Genomic DNA, 15,767 nt, shown 5'->3' with positions numbered 1-15,767 from the left:
AAAACATCGCCCGAGATTTAGGAATTATCCCCCGCAATATTGCAGGTGATTGAAATTTCTTTACAAACTGGCGCGGAAGCCAAGTTGATTGAGCATCGCCGCCGTCTCCGCATCATCGCAATGCACCTGCAGCGATGACCATTCACGACGCTCTTCATATTGCTTGCGCAGGCGATCAAACTCGCCTGGCTTTGCCGCCACTTTACGCAGTGGCGCATCGTCGCGGCGCACATCATACACCAGATGCACTAAGCGTTTTAGCGTTGGCTGATCGAGCTTGCCGCGCAGGGTGATAGAACCAAATTCCGGTGCGGGCAGCAGGCTTTCCAGCGCGACCTGCTGCGGCTGGCCGATAAAGTCGCACCAGGCTTCAAACACTTGCGTGGTGCCGCGCGCTTTACCTTCCAGCGTGTAGCCGGCGATATGTGCGGTGGCGATATCAACTTTATCCAGCAGATCAAGCGACAGATCCGGCTCCGGCTCCCACACATCCAGCACCACGCTGAGATCGTGGCGCATCTTCAGCACTTCCAGCAGCGCCGCGTTATCCACCACCGGGCCGCGACAGGCATTGATCAGAATGGTGTTGGGTTTAAGCGCCATCAGCAACGCCGCATCGGCCAGATGCCAGCTTTTATACGGGCCATCTTTAAACAGCGGCGTGTGGAAAGTCAGGATGTCGGCCTGCGCCACCAGATCATCCAGCGAATGGAAGGTTTCCTGATCGCCACGATCGGCGCGCGGTGGATCACACAGCAGTGTTTTCACGCCCCAGGCTTGCAGACGCTTCTGCAGGCGGCCGCCGACATTACCCACGCCAACAATGCCCACCGTACGATCGCGCAGTTCAAAACCATCGCGCTCCGCCAGCAGCAGTAGCGAGGAGAAAACATATTCCACCACCGCAATGGCGTTACAGCCTGGCGCCGCAGAGAAGCTGATGCCTGCCGCCGCCAGCGATGCCTCATCAATATGATCGGTGCCCGCCGTCGCGGTGCCGACAAACTTCACCGGCGTACCGGCCAGCAGCGCCGCATTCACTTTGGTGACGGAACGCACCATCAGGCCATCGGCATCTTGCAACTCTGCTTCCGGCAACGGACGTCCCGGCACCGCCACAACATCGCCGGTGCGGCTGAACAGTTCACGGGCATAAGGCATATTTTCATCGACGAGAATTTTCACTGCGGCGGTCCTGTCTGCAAGAATTTAAGGCGCGTATTTTGCCATAAAGCCGGGGATTAACCTAACCGACTGCGATAGCGATCGGGCGTGGTACCGGCCTGCTGCTGGAACATCACAATCAGCGCCGAGGCCGAGCTGTAACCCAGCTCATGGGCGATGCCCTGCACGCTGCAGCCCTGCTCCAGCAGCGCGATAGCCCGCAAAAAGCGTAAGCGCTGCCGCCACTCGCTGAACGACATGTTTAACTGCTGCTGACAGCGTCGCGCTAGCGTACGCTCGGTGGTGAACACGCGCTTCGCCCATTGTGCCAGCGTGGTGTTATCGCCGGGATGCGCTTCAAGCGCGCGCAGAATCGGCGCGAGGAATTTGTCATCTGACATCGGTAAATAGCTGTTGTGCACCGGCGCCAGACGCAGGCGATCAATCAACACTTCACACATGCGCCAGTCGGCTTGCGTTTGCGGCTGCTCCAGTTCACGGCGGGCAAAATCATTCATGATGGCGTGCCCAATGGCATCGACATGCAATAAGCAGGCTTTATCCGGCAGGCCCGCGCAAAGATCGGCGGCGAGATTAAAGGTACGAAAACGCGCATCGTTGTGGTTGTAGCTGCTGTGACGATGGCCGGCCGGGATCCAGATCGGAATATCGGCGGGCGTCAGCAGACGTTCGCCCTCGACTTCCATCTCCAGTACGTGGCTGGTGACAAAAATAACCTGGCCCCAATCATGCGCATGCGTGAGGTATTCGGTTTTGGCGTTGACCTCGTCGTAACGCATGAAGAAGCGCAGCAAGGGCGCATCAATCGGCGGCTGGTATTCGACTTGTAGATTCATTCTGTCCGGTCACTAACAAATATTGTCCGATGTTAACTATCTACTTTAAACCGGTCAAACGTAAACTATTCGCGATTATCTGAGGAGCTGTATCATGAATTTACTGTTTCCGCTGATCGCGGTGCTGATCTGGTCGATCAACACTATCGTCAGCAAACTCTCGGCGGGAAGTATCGATCCTGCGGCGATCTCCTTCTATCGCTGGCTGCTGGCGCTGGTGGTGCTGGCACCGTTTTGCCTGCCGGGCGTGTGGCGCCATCGTCACACCATCAAAGCCAACGGCTGGCGATTGCTGATCCTCGGCCTGCTCGGCATGGTGCTGTATCAAAGCCTCGCCTATTACGCAGCGCACAGCGTTTCTGCGGTGATGATGGGGATTCTCGGCGCAACCATTCCGCTGCTGACTATTCTGCTCAGCCTGGTTGTGCTGTGCCTTGCGCCGACGCGCGGCATTTTGATTGGCGGCTTGCTGTCTTTCGCCGGTTTGGTGTGGCTGGTGAGCGAAGGCAATCCGGCGCAGTTGCTGAATCAACGGCTCGGCAATGGTGAATTGATGATGCTGGCAGCGTCCACTTCCTACGCCTTGTACGGCGTGCTGACCAAACGCTGGGCGATTCCGCTGCCAACCTGGCAAAGCCTGTATGTGCAGATTTTCTTTGGCGTGTTGCTGTTGCTGCCTGGCTTCCTGCATGCGCCGGATGTCACGCTCAACATGCACAATTTGCCGCTGGTGCTCTATGCCGGATTGTTTGCGTCGATCATCGCACCGTTCCTGTGGATCCTTGGCGTGCAGCGTCTGGGTGCCAGCACCACCAGCATTTTTATGAATTTCGTACCGGCGTTTACTGCCATTATTGCCGTGATGTTACTGCATGAGCAGCTGCACGCCTATCACTGGATTGGCGGCGGCATGACGTTAGTCGGCGTAATTCTGGCGCAACGTCTGAAAACCCCGCTGCGTAAGCCACGTAGCGCGACCCTTGCCGATCCCGCCGCCTGATTTTATTATCCGGAAAGGCCGCAGCCCCCGTGGATTTCCTGGGGGCTTTTGCTATCATGTGGCCTCTTTTTTCCGGCGCACCCGGATCTGACCCGTTTTCAAGGATTCCGCCATGCAACCTCTCAGCGGTCCCGGTGTGCCCGCGGGCGATCGTTCCCCTTTATCTCAGGCCACTGGCCCGACGCGTCCTGGCGGTCCAGCCGGTGAACAGCCGCTTTCTCCTGCCCAGCGCACCACGCTGGAACGCCTGATTGTGCGCATCATGTCTTTGAGTACGCTGAAAGCGCCGGAACTCTGGGCTGGCGTGCGGCATGAAGTCGGGGTGAAGAGTGAAGCGGAGCTGCAATCGCGCCACTTCCCGGCGGCGGAACAGCATCTCAATGGTCGCTTGACGCAAGTGCAAAACAGCCTCGCTACGCGCCAGCTGCTGCAACAGCTGCTGGAGAAATTGCCGCAGGGTAATAATCGCCAGGCGGTGAGCGAATTTATTCGTCAGCAGTTTAATCAAACGGTGTTGAGCGCGTTGTCGCAGGATCAGCTGCGTCAGGTGCTGACCATGTTGCAAAACGGTCAGATGGCGATCCCGCAGCCGCAGCAAACGCGCGTGTCCGATCGCAGCTTGTTGCCGGCAGAACAGCAATCGCTGAATCAGCAGGTTACGCGTCTTGCAGCTAAAACCGGTGAGTCGCCGGTGAAATTGCTGGCCGATACGCTGAAGCTGGTGCATCTGAAAAGTGGCGATCCGATTCCATCACGCCACTTCCCACTGCTAACGCAATATTTGCAGGTGCGTCAGACGCTGGCTCAGCACAGTGCGCCAACCTTGCAGATGCTGGAAACTTCGCTGCGCCAGCCGCTAACCCATGATGAGCAGCGACTGCTGGAAGATTACAGCCAGCAACGCTTCCAGGCGCTGCCGACCACCGTGCTGACGCCAGCGCAGACGCAGGATCTGCTGAATCTGCTGTTTAGCCGCCGCGCCGAGAAACTGCATGAGCAGCCGCTGGCCGATAGCCAAATTCGTCCGCAGCCAATCTGGTCGCCGTTTATCCAGATGCTGCCGCAGCCGCTGGCCCAGCGCCCGGCACTCACGCTGATTGCCGGTATCTTCCTGTTTATCTTCCTGCTGTGGCTGTTTATCTAGCAGCCGCAGTTGGCAGCGGGCGTGGCGTGCGGCCATTCACCCGCTGCCGCGCCCCACGCCATTGGATGACCATCGCGTTTCCAGAAATCCAGCCCGCCAATTAACTCCTTGACCTGAAAACCCAGCCACGCCAGCTTGAGCGCAGCTTTGGTTGAACCGTTACAACCGATGCCGTCGCAATAGGTGATGTAAACTTTGCTGCGATCAAGATGCGCAGTGGATTCCGCATTCATGGTGCGATGCGGAAACGAAATAGCTCCGCAAATATGGCCGGCCTGATACACCTCGTCAGAACGCGCATCAATCACCACGATTTCCGTGATGCCCTGCGCCAGATCATCCGCTAAATCCCACGCATCGGTGTAGTACGCCAGTTTATGTTGCAGATACGCCACGCTTTCACTGGCGCTGGCTGGAGCAATTTTTAAGACCGCTGACATCGCATTCTCCTGTTGTGATTTTCCCTCAGTTTACGGCAAAGTGGTCTGCATATTGATACCACTTCCAGCATAGCGATAAGACCATTGTGACCACTTCATTTCTCGCGCTGTTTAGCCATCAAACTCAGGGCGGTTTACGTGAGCGACTGTGCAATACCTTGCGTCAGGCCATCGCCAACGGGCATCTGCGGCATGCGCAGAAGTTGCCATCCAGCCGCCAATTAGCCAGCGATTTATCGCTGTCGCGCGTCACGGTGGAGGCGGCTTACGCACAGTTAGAGAGCGAAGGTTATCTGCAGCGTCACGCTGGGCGCGGGACGTTTGTTTCGATTCGCATGGCATCGCCCATGCAGAAACCTCGCATCGAGCGATCACCGCACTTTTCCCAGCGCGGCCAGCAGGTTTTGGCAACCGGCGGCTGTCAGGATCCGCCCTTTCCTCACGCCTTTGCCGCCGGTTCACCCGAGTTACGCGCTTTCCCGCACGCGCAGTGGCGTCGTATCAGCAATCAGGTTCAGCGCTCGCTGGGCAGCAAAGTGATGGGTTACGGCGATCCGCTTGGATTACCATCGCTGCGGCAAGCGGTGGCAGATTATCTGGCGCTGTCGCGCGGCGTGCGCTGCACGGCGGAACAAGTGGTGATCCTTACCAGCTCGCAGCAGGCGCTACAGTTGCTGGCGCTGATGTTCCTCGATGCGGGTGACGAAGTGTGGCTGGAAGAGCCGGGTTATCCCGGCGCACGCAATGCGTTTCTTGCCGCCGGGGCGCGCTGTCGAGCGATGCCGCTGGATGCGGAAGGTGCAGTGCCGCTGAGCGGCAGCGCGAAATTGGTCTATCTGACACCGGCGCATCACTATCCCACCGGCACAGCGATGAGCCTGGCGCGGCGCTTGCAGTGGCTGGCGTGGGCGCAACAGCAGGATAGCTGGCTGATAGAGGACGATTACGACAGCGAATTTCACTACGACGATCGCCCCGCTCTGGCACTGCAAGGGTTAGCAGCGGATGGTCGGGTAATTTGCCTTGGTACCTTTTCCAAAACGCTGTTCCCATCGCTGCGACTGGCGTGGATGGTAGTGCCGCCGCAACTGGTAGAACCGTTGGGCCGCGCGCGCAGCGTGATGGATGGTCACAGCGCGTTGCTGCCGCAGGCGATTTGCGCAGAGTTTCTGCAGCAAGGCCATTTCGCCAGCCATTTGCGCCTGATGCGCCAGCTTTATCGCAGCCGGCGTGACTGCTTGCTGGCGCAAATTGAAACGCGCCTACAACTGTGGCTCAAACCGCTGCCAGCGGCGGGCGGCTTACAGTTGACGGTACAGCTGTTGCAAGGAGATGAAGCGCGACTCACGCAACAAGCCAGCGAAGTCGGATTGCTGCTGCCGCGCCTGTCACCGCTTTATGCCGGTGAAGTGCAGCAAGCGGGCTGGCTGCTGGGCTTTGCAGCGCTGACGCCCGGTGAGATTGTCAGCGCCTGCGATAAGCTGGTTACGCTGTTGTCGCACTCCGCGCAAACGTCCAGGTGACCAGAATGCCCAGCGCCGCACAACAGGCACCCGCGACATAGACCGAGCCGTAACCCAACGCCGTCGCCAGCAAGCCGGTCAACGGGCCGCTGGCACCGTAGGCGATATCCTGAAATGCCGAGAAACCGCCGAGCGCGGTGCCGCGAATCTGTGGCGATACGCGCTTGATCACTTCGACGCCCAGCGCCGGGAAGATCAGCGAGCAGCCGCAGCCGGTCAGGGCCGCGCCAATCAGCGCCATCCAGCCGGAACTGGCGAACGCCAGCAATAGCAGGCCGGCGGTTTCCACCAGCAAAGAGACCATCGCCACTTTTACGCCACCGTGTCGATCCGGCAAGCCGCCAAAGAACACGCGCACCAGCACAAACGCACATCCAAAGGCGGTCAGCGCGAAACCGGCATTGCCCCAGTTTTCCGCAGCAAAATAGAGTGACGTAAAGGTGCCGATTACCGCAAAGCCGGTGCCCTGAAGCGCAAGCGCCAATCCCGGCTGAAAGATAATCTTCACCACGCTGAACAGCGATGGCCGCTCGCCACCGGCGACCGGCACTTTACCAATCCAGCTGTTGATCCCCAGCGCCAACAACGGCAGAACCAGCGCGACAGCGCCCAACGCAGCAAAGCCGCCCTGCTGATTAATCAGCAAGCCGAGTGGTGCGCCAGCCGCCAGCGATCCGTAAATCGCCATGCCGTTCCACGACATCACTAATCCGGAACGCTTGCTGCCCACCAATCCCATGCCCCAGGTCAGATTGCCGGTCAGCAGCAGGCTTTCGCCGAATCCCAGCATCAAGCGCCCTATCGCCAGCAAACCAAACTTCGTCCACGGAGAAACCGGTAACAACGCCGCCGCCAGATACGCCACGCCCACCAGCGCGATGGCCAGCATGCCGTGCTGCGTGGTGAGTTTCGCACCGTGCTGATCGGCACGACGTCCGGCAAAGCTGCGCGTTAACAGCGTGGCAAAGAACTGAATCCCCACCGCCACGCCAACCATCAAATTGCTCATGCCGAGTTCATGATGGACATACAGCGGGATCACCGGCAGCGCGAGGCCAGCGGTCAGATAAGTGAGGAACACTGCAAATGAGGTGCAGGCCAGCGGCATAACGGATTGCGTCTGCGCGTCAGCAGTCGTGGTCATGATGGGTCGAACTCCTTGTACTAACCAGACACGCGCTTGCTGCCAAAACAGAAACGGGATATTTGGTTCACGTTAGTGTGAAGTGATAATTTTATTTCGGATGGAGTGAGAGTGTAGGCAAGCAGGAGGTGGATTGTCAAAAACAACAAGGGCCGGATAACCGGCCCTTGAGATAGTGCGAGCATAATTAGGTCGCCATGAATGGCGACCCTACGGGATTATGCTGGCAACTTACGCATGGTAAGAGTTGCGTTAGTGCCGCCAAAACCAAAGCTGTTCGACATCACGGTGGTCAGCGCTTTTTCAGTTGGCTTGGTCACGATGTTCAGACCTTTACCCGCTTCATCCAGCTCTTCCACGTTGATGCTTGGCGCGATGAAACCGTGCTCCAGCATCAGCAAGGTGTAGATCGCTTCCTGCACGCCCGCCGCACCCAGTGAGTGACCGGTCATAGCTTTGGTAGCAGACAGTGATGGGCAGTTATCGCCGAACACTTCACGAATCGCACCCAGCTCTTTAACATCACCAACCGGCGTAGAAGTGCCGTGGGTGTTGAGGTAATCGATTGGGGTATCGAGACCTTGCATCGCCATCTTCATGCAGCGCACTGCGCCTTCGCCTGAAGGAGCCACCATATCTGCGCCATCTGAGGTTGCGCCGTAGCCAACGATCTCAGCGTAGATGTGCGCGCCGCGAGCCAGAGCGTGTTCCAGCTCTTCAACCACCACCATACCGCCGCCGCCAGCGATGACGAAACCGTCACGGTTGGCATCGTAAGTACGTGAGGCTTTTTCTGGGGTTTCGTTGTACTTGGTCGACAGTGCGCCCATCGCATCGAACTCACAGGCCATTTCCCAGCTCAGCTCTTCGCCGCCGCCAGCAAAAACGATGTCCTGTTTGCCCAGCTGAATCTGCTCAACCGCGTTACCGATGCAGTGTGCAGAAGTGGCACAGGCTGAACTGATTGAGTAGTTCACGCCGTGAATTTTGAATGGGGTTGCCAGGCAAGCAGAAACACCTGAACCCATCGCCTTGGTCACCACATAAGGACCGACTGCTTTCAGGCCGCGTGGGCTACGCATCGCGTCAGCACCAAATACCTGATAACGCGGAGAACCGCCGCCAGAACCGGCAATCAAACCGACACGTGGATTTTGCTGATACTGCTCTTCAGTCAGGCCAGAATCTTTGATCGCTTCAGCCATGGAAAGGTAAGCATAAATAGAGGCATCACTCATAAAACGCACGATTTTGCGATCGATGAGCCCGTTGGTATCCAGTTTGACGTTGCCCCATACGTGGCTGCGCATACCGGCATCTCTCATCTCTTCAGAGAAAGTAATACCGGAACGGCCTTCACGCAGAGAAGCCAGCACTTCTTGCTGGTTATTACCAATGCTGGAAACAATACCCAGGCCAGTAATCACTGCACGTTTCATTCAATAATCCTCGTTCCACATATTTGGATGACGTGCACTCTAGCGTACAGTTGTAAGCCGAACAAGTCCGATCAGCCATTTCCTTTTGTAAATTTGCGTCATGTGACGTCTATCGCTAAACTCGCGCCACTGCCTGAAATATGAGCCTTTCCCCGTGAAATTAACCCCGGTTGAACACGCCCAAATAAACTGGAATGAACAGGGTACACCTGTGTCCCGAGCGTTCGGCGACGTCTATTTCTCCAACGATAATGGACTGGAGGAAACGCGCTATGTGTTCCTCGATGGCAACCACATTCCACACCGTTTTGCCGCACATGCGCGCGATTTATTTATTGTCGCCGAGAGCGGTTTTGGGACTGGTCTGAACTTTGTCACCCTGTGGCAAGCCTTCGATCGCTTCCGTAATGAGCAACCCAACGCCACTTTGCAGCGTCTGCACTTTATCAGCTGCGAGAAATTTCCGCTGACGCACGCCGATCTTGCTGCCGCACATGCCCATTGGCCAGAGCTGCAGCCGTGGGCCGAACAGCTGCAACAGCAGTGGCCGCAGGCGTTGCCGGGCTGTCAGCGCCTGCTGTTTAACGGCGGCGAAGTCACGCTGGATCTCTGGCTTGGTGATATTAACGCGCTAATTCACACCTTTGATGACAGTCTCAATCGTCAGGTGGATGCATGGTTCCTTGATGGCTTCGCACCGGCCAAAAATCCGGAGATGTGGACGCCAGAGCTGTTTGCCGCGATGGCGCGCCTCGCCCGTCCGGGCGGCACGCTGGCGACCTTCACCGCGTCGGGTTTTGTGCGTCGCGGGTTGCAGGACGCCGGTTTCAGCATGCAGAAGCGCAAAGGCTTTGGTCACAAGCGTGAAATGCTGGTCGGCGTAATGGAACAGGCTGCAGAATTGCCGCACAGCCAGCCGTGGTATGCGCGCCCGCAGGCTAGCAGCCAGGAAGTGGCGCTGATCGGCGGCGGCGTCGCCAGTGCAGTATTGGCGCTGGCACTGTTGCGACGCGGTTGGCGCGTGACGCTCTATTGCGCGGATGATGCGCCCGCGCTGGGCGCATCCGGCAATCGTCAGGGCGCGCTCTATCCGCTGCTGAACCAGCACGATCCCGCGCTGGCCACCTTCTTCCCGGCGGCTTTTGGTTTTGCCCGTCGCCTGTACGATCGGCTGCCAGTGGAGTTTGAGCATGACTGGAGCGGTGTGTTGCAGCTGGGCTGGGATGAAAAAAGCGCGGAGAAAATTGCGCAAATGCTCAACATGGAGCTGCCGCATGACATCGCGTACGGCGTTAATAAAGAAGAAGCGCAACAGCTGGCGGGCGTCGAGCTCGGCGTTGGCGGGATTTTCTATCCACAGGGCGGCTGGCTGTCGCCTTCTCAGCTAACCAGCAATTTGCTGGAATACGCGCAATCGCTGGGATTACGCCTTCACTGGCTGCATCGCGTCACGCAGTTAACGCACGATGAAGATCACTGGACGTTGCACTTTAGCCAGCAGCCGCCAGTGCAGCATCCCCAAGTGGTACTGGCGAATGGTCACGCGTTGCTGGAACTCGATCAAAGCAAAATGCTGCCGGTCTACGCGGTGGCGGGACAGGTGAGCCACGCGCCGACCAATCCGTCATTAGGCGCGCTGCGCACCGTGCTGTGCTACGACGGCTATCTCACGCCGGTCAGCCCGAACTTCGCCACCCATTGCATCGGCGCTAGCTATCATCGCGGCGAAACCGCGACGGATTTCCGCGCCGACGATCAGCAGGAGAATCGCCAGCGGCTGATCAACTGTTTGCCGGAAAGCCAATGGCCGCAGCAGGTTGATGTGTCAGATAACCAGGCGCGCAACGGCGTGCGCTGTGCCACGCGCGATCATCTGCCGATGAGCGGCAGCGCGCCGGATTATGACGCCACCCTGGCGCAGTATGCCGACTTGCCAGAACAGCGCACGCGCGCTGCAAATGTAGCTGATGCGCCAGTGCATAACGGTTTGTTTGTGTTGGGAGCATTAGGTTCGCGTGGCTTGTGCAGCGCACCGCTGGCGGCCGAAGTGCTGGCAGCGCAGATGAGCGGCGAACCGCAGCCGCTGGATGCTGCCACGCTGGCGGCGATGAATCCAAATCGCTACTGGGTACGAAAACTGCTGAAGGGTAAAAAAGCGGGTCGATAATCTGCGGGGCGAGCGATCGCCCCGAGACGTTAAGCGGTTTGACGTGCCTGCAGGAACAGATTGTCCCACATGCCGGTGACCAGCGCCTGATCGCGTGGCGACAGTTCACCGGCAGCAATGGCTTTTTGCAGGCTGTTGGTAACGTGAGTTTGCAGCGCTTCCGGCGTGTGTTCACCGCTCAGCTCAATCTCCGCCACTGCCAGGGTCAGATGACCACGCAGATAGCCGCCCGCAAACAACTCGTCATCGCTGGCGTGATCGACCATATCGTCAATCAGGGCCAGAATTCGGGTTTCAAATTCTACGATCATCTCTTCCTCTCTTCTTATAACCTTCGCGGATTACAGATCTTCCGGCCAGGGGAATTGTGCCGCCGTCAGTGCCGGCGTGCCGTAATAATTCGTCAGTGCATCAATGAAACGGGCCGGTCGCAGCGGAATGCCCTGCTCCAGATACGTCATCACCTGCGCATGAACCTTGCGCTGAAACGCGATGCGATCTGGCTCACAATCGCCTTCGAGATTGTCACAACTGACGTTGAAGGGAAAGCCCGCCGCCACGCAGAACAACCACTCCAGCGCCTGCGGTTTCACCTCAACCGATTCGAACTGGCTCTGCGTTTGCGCATCGCGTCCGTCCGGGCAATACCAATAACCAAAATCCACCAGCTTGCGGCGCGCTTCACCGGCAATGCACCAGTGGGAAATTTCATGCAGTCCGCTGGCGTAGTAGCCGTGTGCGAACACCACGCGATTCCACGGTGAGGTTTCATCCGCTGGAAGATAAATAGGTTCGTCGTCGCCTTTAATTAGACGGGTCTGAAAATCGTCAACGAAGCAGCCATCAAAGATGGCAATCAGCTGATCGTAATGGTGTGTTGTACTCATAATTTTTAATCTTTAAAAAAAACCGGCGCCATTGTCGCATTGGCAGCCGGTCTTGACGAGTGTTGGATTACAGCGTGGCCAGCCAGGCCATCAATTCTCCGCCGTGACTGTCCCATAACAATTTGGCGCTCATCACTGCAGAAACGATCACCACCATGGGGCGAATCAGTTTCTGACCGCGGCTCAACACCAGCCTGGCGCCGAGACGCGCGCCGATAACGGCGCCGAGCAGCATAATCGCGCCGGTGCCCCACACCACTTTGCCGCCGAACATAAAGAACAGCAGACTGCCAAAATTCGAGGTGAAATTTAGGATTTTGGCGTGGGCGGTAGCTTTTGCCAGATTGAAACCACACAGCGTAACGAAGGCCAGCGCATAGAACGAACCGGCGCCTGGACCAAAGAAGCCGTCGTAGAAACCGACACAGCCGCCGCCCACCAGCGCATAAGGCAAACCGTGCAGACGACGTTCGCGATCTGCTTCACCCAAACGCGGCATCAGCAGGAACCACAAACCGATGCAGATCAGCAGCAGCGGCAAGATTTGGCGCAGCACATCCGCTTGTAGATGCTGAATCAGAATGGTGCCGGCAATCGCGCCAAGAAAGGTCATGGCGATATTCAGCCACTGCTCGTTCAGCTTCACCGCACCGCGACGGATAAAATAGAGGCTGGCAGAGAACGAACCACCGACCGATTGCAACTTATTGGTGGCTAACGCCTGTGCAGGCGACAGCCCGGCCGCCAGTAATGACGGCACGGTAAGCAATCCGCCACCACCGGCAATGGAGTCGATAAATGCCGCCAGCATGGCCACAAAAAAAAGCACGCCAACGACTAGCGGGCTGACAACGAACCAATCCATTTTAATCCTCAAATAACCGCGATCTTTTGAGCTGCGGCTGCGTTGGCTGCGCTCGCCCACTCCAGTCACTTACTTAAGTAAGCTCCTGGAGATGAACGAACTTGCCGCCTTGCCGCAACTCAAATTCTCACGGTTATAATAAATGACGGTCTAATAATGCCTGGCAAGAAGGCGGCAACGGCGGCGGCGTTTTCTTCACCGGCGGCGTGCTGCCTGGTTTTTTCGGCAGGAACCAGCTATCCAGCTCAGCGCCACAGCCATCGCCTGCCGGTTGATGCGCCTGATCTTCACACTCCAGACTGCCCGCCGGGCAACGCAAACGCACATGCATGTGCGCGCGATGGGCAAACCACGGACGTACTTTATTTAGCCACGCGCGATCGCTACCGGCATCGGCACAAAGCTGCCGTTTAATGGCTGGATTGACGAAGATACGCGTGACTTCGTCGTCTTTCGCTGCCAGTTTAATCAGGCTATCAATTTGTGGTTGCCAGTGACGTGAAATCACCTGCTTATCATCGGCAGAAACCAAATCGAGCGGCAGCGGCTTGAGCAATTGCTGCGCCGTCCAGCGGGTTTTCGGCAGTTGCAGCCAGATATCAACATCCAGACCGGTTTGATGGCTGGCGTGGCCGCTGCTAAAACGACCGCCCGCCGCCATGCCCATATCGCCAATCAGCACTTGCCCCAGCTGAAGCTGATGAACCTGAGTGCTGAGACGCTGAATAAAGGCGATCAAATCGGGATGGCCGTAATAACGACGCTGATCCTGACGCATCACCTGATAATTGGGTGAATTGAGCGGCAGCTGTTGCGCACCAACAATACAGCCGTTGGCGAAACCGCCAATCGACTGCGGGCTGCCGGCGATCGGCTGATGAATTTGCTGCCACGGCGTGGCGGCAACCGCGGCCGCACTGCATAACAGCGCGGCACAGGTGATGAGCAGACGGCGCATCATCGGGCTTACCAGCGCGGCACGCTGCTGTTGACGTCACCGTTTTGCGCGCGCTGGCGCAGCAGGTGATCCATCAACACAATCGCCATCATCGCTTCGGCAATTGGCACCGCGCGAATACCAACGCACGGATCGTGACGACCTTTGGTGATCATCTCAACTTCTTCGCCGTCACGGGTGATGGTGTTGCCCGGCACGGTAATGCTGGAGGTCGGTTTCATCGCCAGATTGGCGCTGATGGTTTGGCCGCTGCTGATGCCACCCAAAATGCCGCCCGCGTGATTACTCTGGAAACCGTTGGCGCGAATTTCATCGCGATGCTGGCTGCCACGCTGGTTGATCACCGCGAAACCGTCGCCAATCTCCACGCCTTTCACCGCGTTGATGCTCATCAGCGCATGCGCCAAATCCGCATCCAGACGATCAAATACCGGCTCGCCCAAGCCCGGCGGCACGTTTTCTGCCAGCACCGTGACTTTGGCGCCGATGGAGTCGCCCTCTTTCTTCAGGCCGCGCATCAGTTCATCCAGCGCTTCCAGCTTGGAGGCATCCGGGCAGAAGAATGGGTTCTCTTCCACGATGCTCCAGTCTTTCAGCTCACAGGCCACATCGCCAATCTGCGCCAGATAGCCGCGCACCACGATGCCGTGCTTCATCTGCAAATACTTCTTCGCAATCGCACCGGCCGCTACGCGCATCGCGGTTTCACGCGCCGAAGAGCGTCCGCCGCCACGATAGTCGCGCAGGCCGTATTTCTGCTCGTAGGTATAATCGGCATGGCCAGGACGGAACAGATCTTTGATTGCGCCGTAATCCTGTGAACGCTGGTCGGTGTTCTCAATCAGCAGACCGATTGAAGTCCCCGTCGTCACGCCCTCAAACACGCCGGACAAAATTTTCACCTGATCCGGCTCACGGCGCTGCGTGGTGTAGCGCGACGTGCCAGGACGACGACGATCGAGATCGTGCTGAATGTCGGCTTCCGTCAGCGGAATGCCGGGCGGCACACCGTCAACGATGCAGCCCAGCGCAATACCATGCGACTCGCCAAAAGTGGTTACGCGAAAAACTTGTCCGATGCTGTTTCCGGCCATGCTGGTTCCTTGTTGCGATGTTGCGGGCGAGCGCTCGCCCTCTTATTTAGTCTTTGTAGAATGAGAAGTGATGCTGTGCCGCGACGATTTGCTCGCGCGTCAGCATAAACACGCCGTCACCGCCGTTATCAAACTCCAGCCAGGTAAACGGCACGTCTGGATACTGATCGATCATGTGCACCATGCTGTTACCCACTTCGCAAATCAGCACGCCTTGTTCGGTGAGGTAATCCGGCGCACAGGCCAGAATACGGCGCACCAGTTTCAGGCCGTCGCTGCCCGCCGCCAGACCGAGTTCCGGCTCGTGGCGATATTCGTTCGGCAGATCGTCCATATCTTCCGCATCCACGTAAGGTGGATTGGTGACGATCAGATCGTATTTCACCGGCGGCAAGTTGCGGAACAGATCGGCGCGGATTGGCGTAACGTGGTTCAGCAGGCCGTGCTCTTCGATGTTCTGCTCGGCAACCGCCAGCGCATCGGTGGAGATATCCACCGCATCCACTTCCGCTTCCGGGAAGGCGTAAGCGCAGGCAATGGCGATGCAGCCGCTGCCGGTACACATATCGAGAATGTGATTAGGCGAATCGCTGATCAAACCGGCAAAACGGTTCTCAATCAGTTCACCAATCGGTGAACGCGGCACTAATACGCGCTCATCAACGTAAAATTCGTGGCCGCAGAACCAGGCTTTGTTGGTGAGATACGCCACCGGAATACGCTCGTTGACGCGGCGAATCACGCGCTCAACAATACGATGACGCTCGCTGGCGGTCAGGCGCGCATTGCGCATATCTTCTGGAATATCCAGCGGCAGCCACAGCGTGGGCAGAACCAGTTGGACTGCTTCGTCCCAGGGATTATCCGTGCCGTGGCCGTACCAAATGCCTGCCGCCGAAAAACGGCTGACAGCCCAGCGCAGCATGTCCTGAATGGTGTGCAGTTCATTCACTGCCTCATCGACGAATATCTTGTCCACGTAGCCCTCCGCAGGCCATAAAATCAATCGGCCGATAGTGTGCCACGAAGCCGGGCAGAATTCAGCGCAGCGAGGTGAAAAAGCTGACATTTGTTAACGCTAACGG

Annotated in this window: 15 protein-coding genes; 4 read left to right on the top strand and 11 right to left on the bottom strand. The window is 57.7% G+C overall.

Annotation, left to right across the window (positions count from 1 at the left end):
* Positions 1 to 60 precede the first annotated feature (60 nt).
* Together pdxB and BM323_RS10185 are read right to left on the bottom strand one after the other, a co-directional pair.
* Complete coding sequence (gene pdxB / locus BM323_RS10190; protein ID WP_008101232.1) at positions 61 to 1,185, bottom strand: 4-phosphoerythronate dehydrogenase PdxB; 1,125 nt, start codon at positions 1,183 to 1,185, stop codon at positions 61 to 63.
* Positions 1,186 to 1,241: 56 nt separating this feature from the next.
* Positions 1,242 to 2,021 (bottom strand): AraC family transcriptional regulator, encoded by a 780-nt coding sequence (locus BM323_RS10185; RefSeq protein ID WP_008101234.1) that lies wholly within the window; start codon positions 2,019 to 2,021, stop codon positions 1,242 to 1,244.
* A 94-nt stretch (positions 2,022 to 2,115) separates the two neighbouring features.
* On the opposite strand from BM323_RS10185, the gene BM323_RS10180 reads away from it, so the two are divergent.
* Together BM323_RS10180 and flk are read left to right on the top strand one after the other, a co-directional pair.
* Complete coding sequence (locus BM323_RS10180) at positions 2,116 to 3,021, top strand: DMT family transporter (protein ID WP_008101236.1); 906 nt, start codon at positions 2,116 to 2,118, stop codon at positions 3,019 to 3,021.
* A 112-nt stretch (positions 3,022 to 3,133) separates the two neighbouring features.
* Complete coding sequence (gene flk / locus BM323_RS10175; RefSeq protein WP_008101238.1) at positions 3,134 to 4,165, top strand: flagella biosynthesis regulator Flk; 1,032 nt, start codon at positions 3,134 to 3,136, stop codon at positions 4,163 to 4,165.
* On the opposite strand, the gene BM323_RS10170 is transcribed toward flk, so the two are convergent.
* The gene (locus BM323_RS10170) at positions 4,162 to 4,605 is read right to left on the bottom strand and encodes a rhodanese-like domain-containing protein (RefSeq protein WP_008101240.1); all 444 of its coding nucleotides are present in this window, start codon (positions 4,603 to 4,605) and stop codon (positions 4,162 to 4,164) included. The genes flk and BM323_RS10170 overlap by 4 nt on opposite strands.
* 86 nt (positions 4,606 to 4,691) lie before the next feature.
* Here BM323_RS10170 and BM323_RS10165 point away from each other — a divergent pair, with 86 nt between their 5' ends.
* Positions 4,692 to 6,128, top strand: a complete 1,437-nt coding sequence (locus BM323_RS10165) for a MocR-like pyridoxine biosynthesis transcription factor PdxR (RefSeq protein WP_008101243.1) — start codon at positions 4,692 to 4,694, stop codon at positions 6,126 to 6,128.
* On the opposite strand, the gene BM323_RS10160 is transcribed toward BM323_RS10165, so the two are convergent.
* Entirely contained in the window at positions 6,091 to 7,272 is a 1,182-nt protein-coding gene (locus tag BM323_RS10160; protein WP_008101245.1) for an MFS transporter, read from the bottom strand. The two genes, BM323_RS10165 and BM323_RS10160, sit on opposite strands and share 38 nt — an antisense overlap.
* A gap of 218 nt (positions 7,273 to 7,490) precedes the next feature.
* Positions 7,491 to 8,711 carry a beta-ketoacyl-ACP synthase I gene (fabB, locus tag BM323_RS10155; protein ID WP_008101249.1) on the bottom strand — a complete coding sequence of 407 codons (1,221 nt, stop codon included), beginning with the start codon at positions 8,709 to 8,711 and terminating at the stop codon, positions 7,491 to 7,493.
* A 154-nt stretch (positions 8,712 to 8,865) separates the two neighbouring features.
* On the opposite strand from fabB, the gene mnmC reads away from it, so the two are divergent.
* On the top strand, positions 8,866 to 10,878 hold the full coding sequence (gene mnmC, locus BM323_RS10150; RefSeq protein ID WP_008101250.1) for a bifunctional tRNA (5-methylaminomethyl-2-thiouridine)(34)-methyltransferase MnmC2/FAD-dependent 5-carboxymethylaminomethyl-2-thiouridine(34) oxidoreductase MnmC1: 2,013 nt from the start codon (positions 8,866 to 8,868) through the stop codon (positions 10,876 to 10,878).
* A 29-nt stretch (positions 10,879 to 10,907) separates the two neighbouring features.
* On the opposite strand, the gene BM323_RS10145 is transcribed toward mnmC, so the two are convergent.
* From BM323_RS10145 to prmB, 6 genes are all read right to left on the bottom strand, one after another.
* Positions 10,908 to 11,189, bottom strand: coding sequence for a YfcL family protein (locus BM323_RS10145; RefSeq protein WP_008101252.1), 282 nt, complete (start codon positions 11,187 to 11,189; stop codon positions 10,908 to 10,910).
* A 30-nt stretch (positions 11,190 to 11,219) separates the two neighbouring features.
* The gene (locus BM323_RS10140; protein WP_008101253.1) at positions 11,220 to 11,765 is read right to left on the bottom strand and encodes an elongation factor P hydroxylase; all 546 of its coding nucleotides are present in this window, start codon (positions 11,763 to 11,765) and stop codon (positions 11,220 to 11,222) included.
* A gap of 67 nt (positions 11,766 to 11,832) precedes the next feature.
* Positions 11,833 to 12,630 (bottom strand): sulfite exporter TauE/SafE family protein, encoded by a 798-nt coding sequence (locus tag BM323_RS10135; RefSeq protein WP_008101255.1) that lies wholly within the window; start codon positions 12,628 to 12,630, stop codon positions 11,833 to 11,835.
* Between the two features lie 133 nt (positions 12,631 to 12,763).
* A complete protein-coding gene (gene mepA / locus BM323_RS10130) occupies positions 12,764 to 13,588 on the bottom strand; it encodes a penicillin-insensitive murein endopeptidase (RefSeq protein ID WP_036647397.1) in 825 nt (274 codons plus the stop codon).
* A gap of 8 nt (positions 13,589 to 13,596) precedes the next feature.
* A complete protein-coding gene (aroC, locus tag BM323_RS10125; protein WP_008101259.1) occupies positions 13,597 to 14,682 on the bottom strand; it encodes a chorismate synthase in 1,086 nt (361 codons plus the stop codon).
* A 46-nt stretch (positions 14,683 to 14,728) separates the two neighbouring features.
* Positions 14,729 to 15,661, bottom strand: coding sequence for a 50S ribosomal protein L3 N(5)-glutamine methyltransferase (prmB, locus tag BM323_RS10120; protein WP_008101261.1), 933 nt, complete (start codon positions 15,659 to 15,661; stop codon positions 14,729 to 14,731).
* Positions 15,662 to 15,767 lie beyond the last annotated feature (106 nt).

The sequence above is a fragment of the Pantoea sp. YR525 genome, assembly GCF_900116775.1.
Taxonomy (GTDB): Bacteria; Pseudomonadota; Gammaproteobacteria; order Enterobacterales; family Enterobacteriaceae; genus Pantoea; species Pantoea symbiotica.
The sequence above is the reverse complement of the archived record's forward strand: the minus strand, read 5'-3'. Positions and strand labels throughout refer to the sequence as shown.

Bases quoted from the DNA above. Each gene is read 5' to 3' on its own strand.
- BM323_RS10185 (WP_008101234.1), bottom strand. From the start codon at position 2,021: ATGAATCTACAAGTCGAATACCAGCCGCCGATTGATGCGCCCTTGCTG.
- BM323_RS10180 (WP_008101236.1), top strand. From the start codon at position 2,116: ATGAATTTACTGTTTCCGCTGATCGCGGTGCTGATCTGGTCGATCAAC.
- flk (WP_008101238.1), top strand. From the start codon at position 3,134: ATGCAACCTCTCAGCGGTCCCGGTGTGCCCGCGGGCGATCGTTCCCCT.
- BM323_RS10170 (WP_008101240.1), bottom strand. From the start codon at position 4,605: ATGTCAGCGGTCTTAAAAATTGCTCCAGCCAGCGCCAGTGAAAGCGTG.
- BM323_RS10160 (WP_008101245.1), bottom strand. From the start codon at position 7,272: ATGACCACGACTGCTGACGCGCAGACGCAATCCGTTATGCCGCTGGCC.
- fabB (WP_008101249.1), bottom strand. From the start codon at position 8,711: ATGAAACGTGCAGTGATTACTGGCCTGGGTATTGTTTCCAGCATTGGT.
- BM323_RS10145 (WP_008101252.1), bottom strand. From the start codon at position 11,189: ATGATCGTAGAATTTGAAACCCGAATTCTGGCCCTGATTGACGATATG.
- BM323_RS10140 (WP_008101253.1), bottom strand. From the start codon at position 11,765: ATGAGTACAACACACCATTACGATCAGCTGATTGCCATCTTTGATGGC.
- BM323_RS10135 (WP_008101255.1), bottom strand. From the start codon at position 12,630: ATGGATTGGTTCGTTGTCAGCCCGCTAGTCGTTGGCGTGCTTTTTTTT.
- mepA (WP_036647397.1), bottom strand. From the start codon at position 13,588: ATGCGCCGTCTGCTCATCACCTGTGCCGCGCTGTTATGCAGTGCGGCC.
- aroC (WP_008101259.1), bottom strand. From the start codon at position 14,682: ATGGCCGGAAACAGCATCGGACAAGTTTTTCGCGTAACCACTTTTGGC.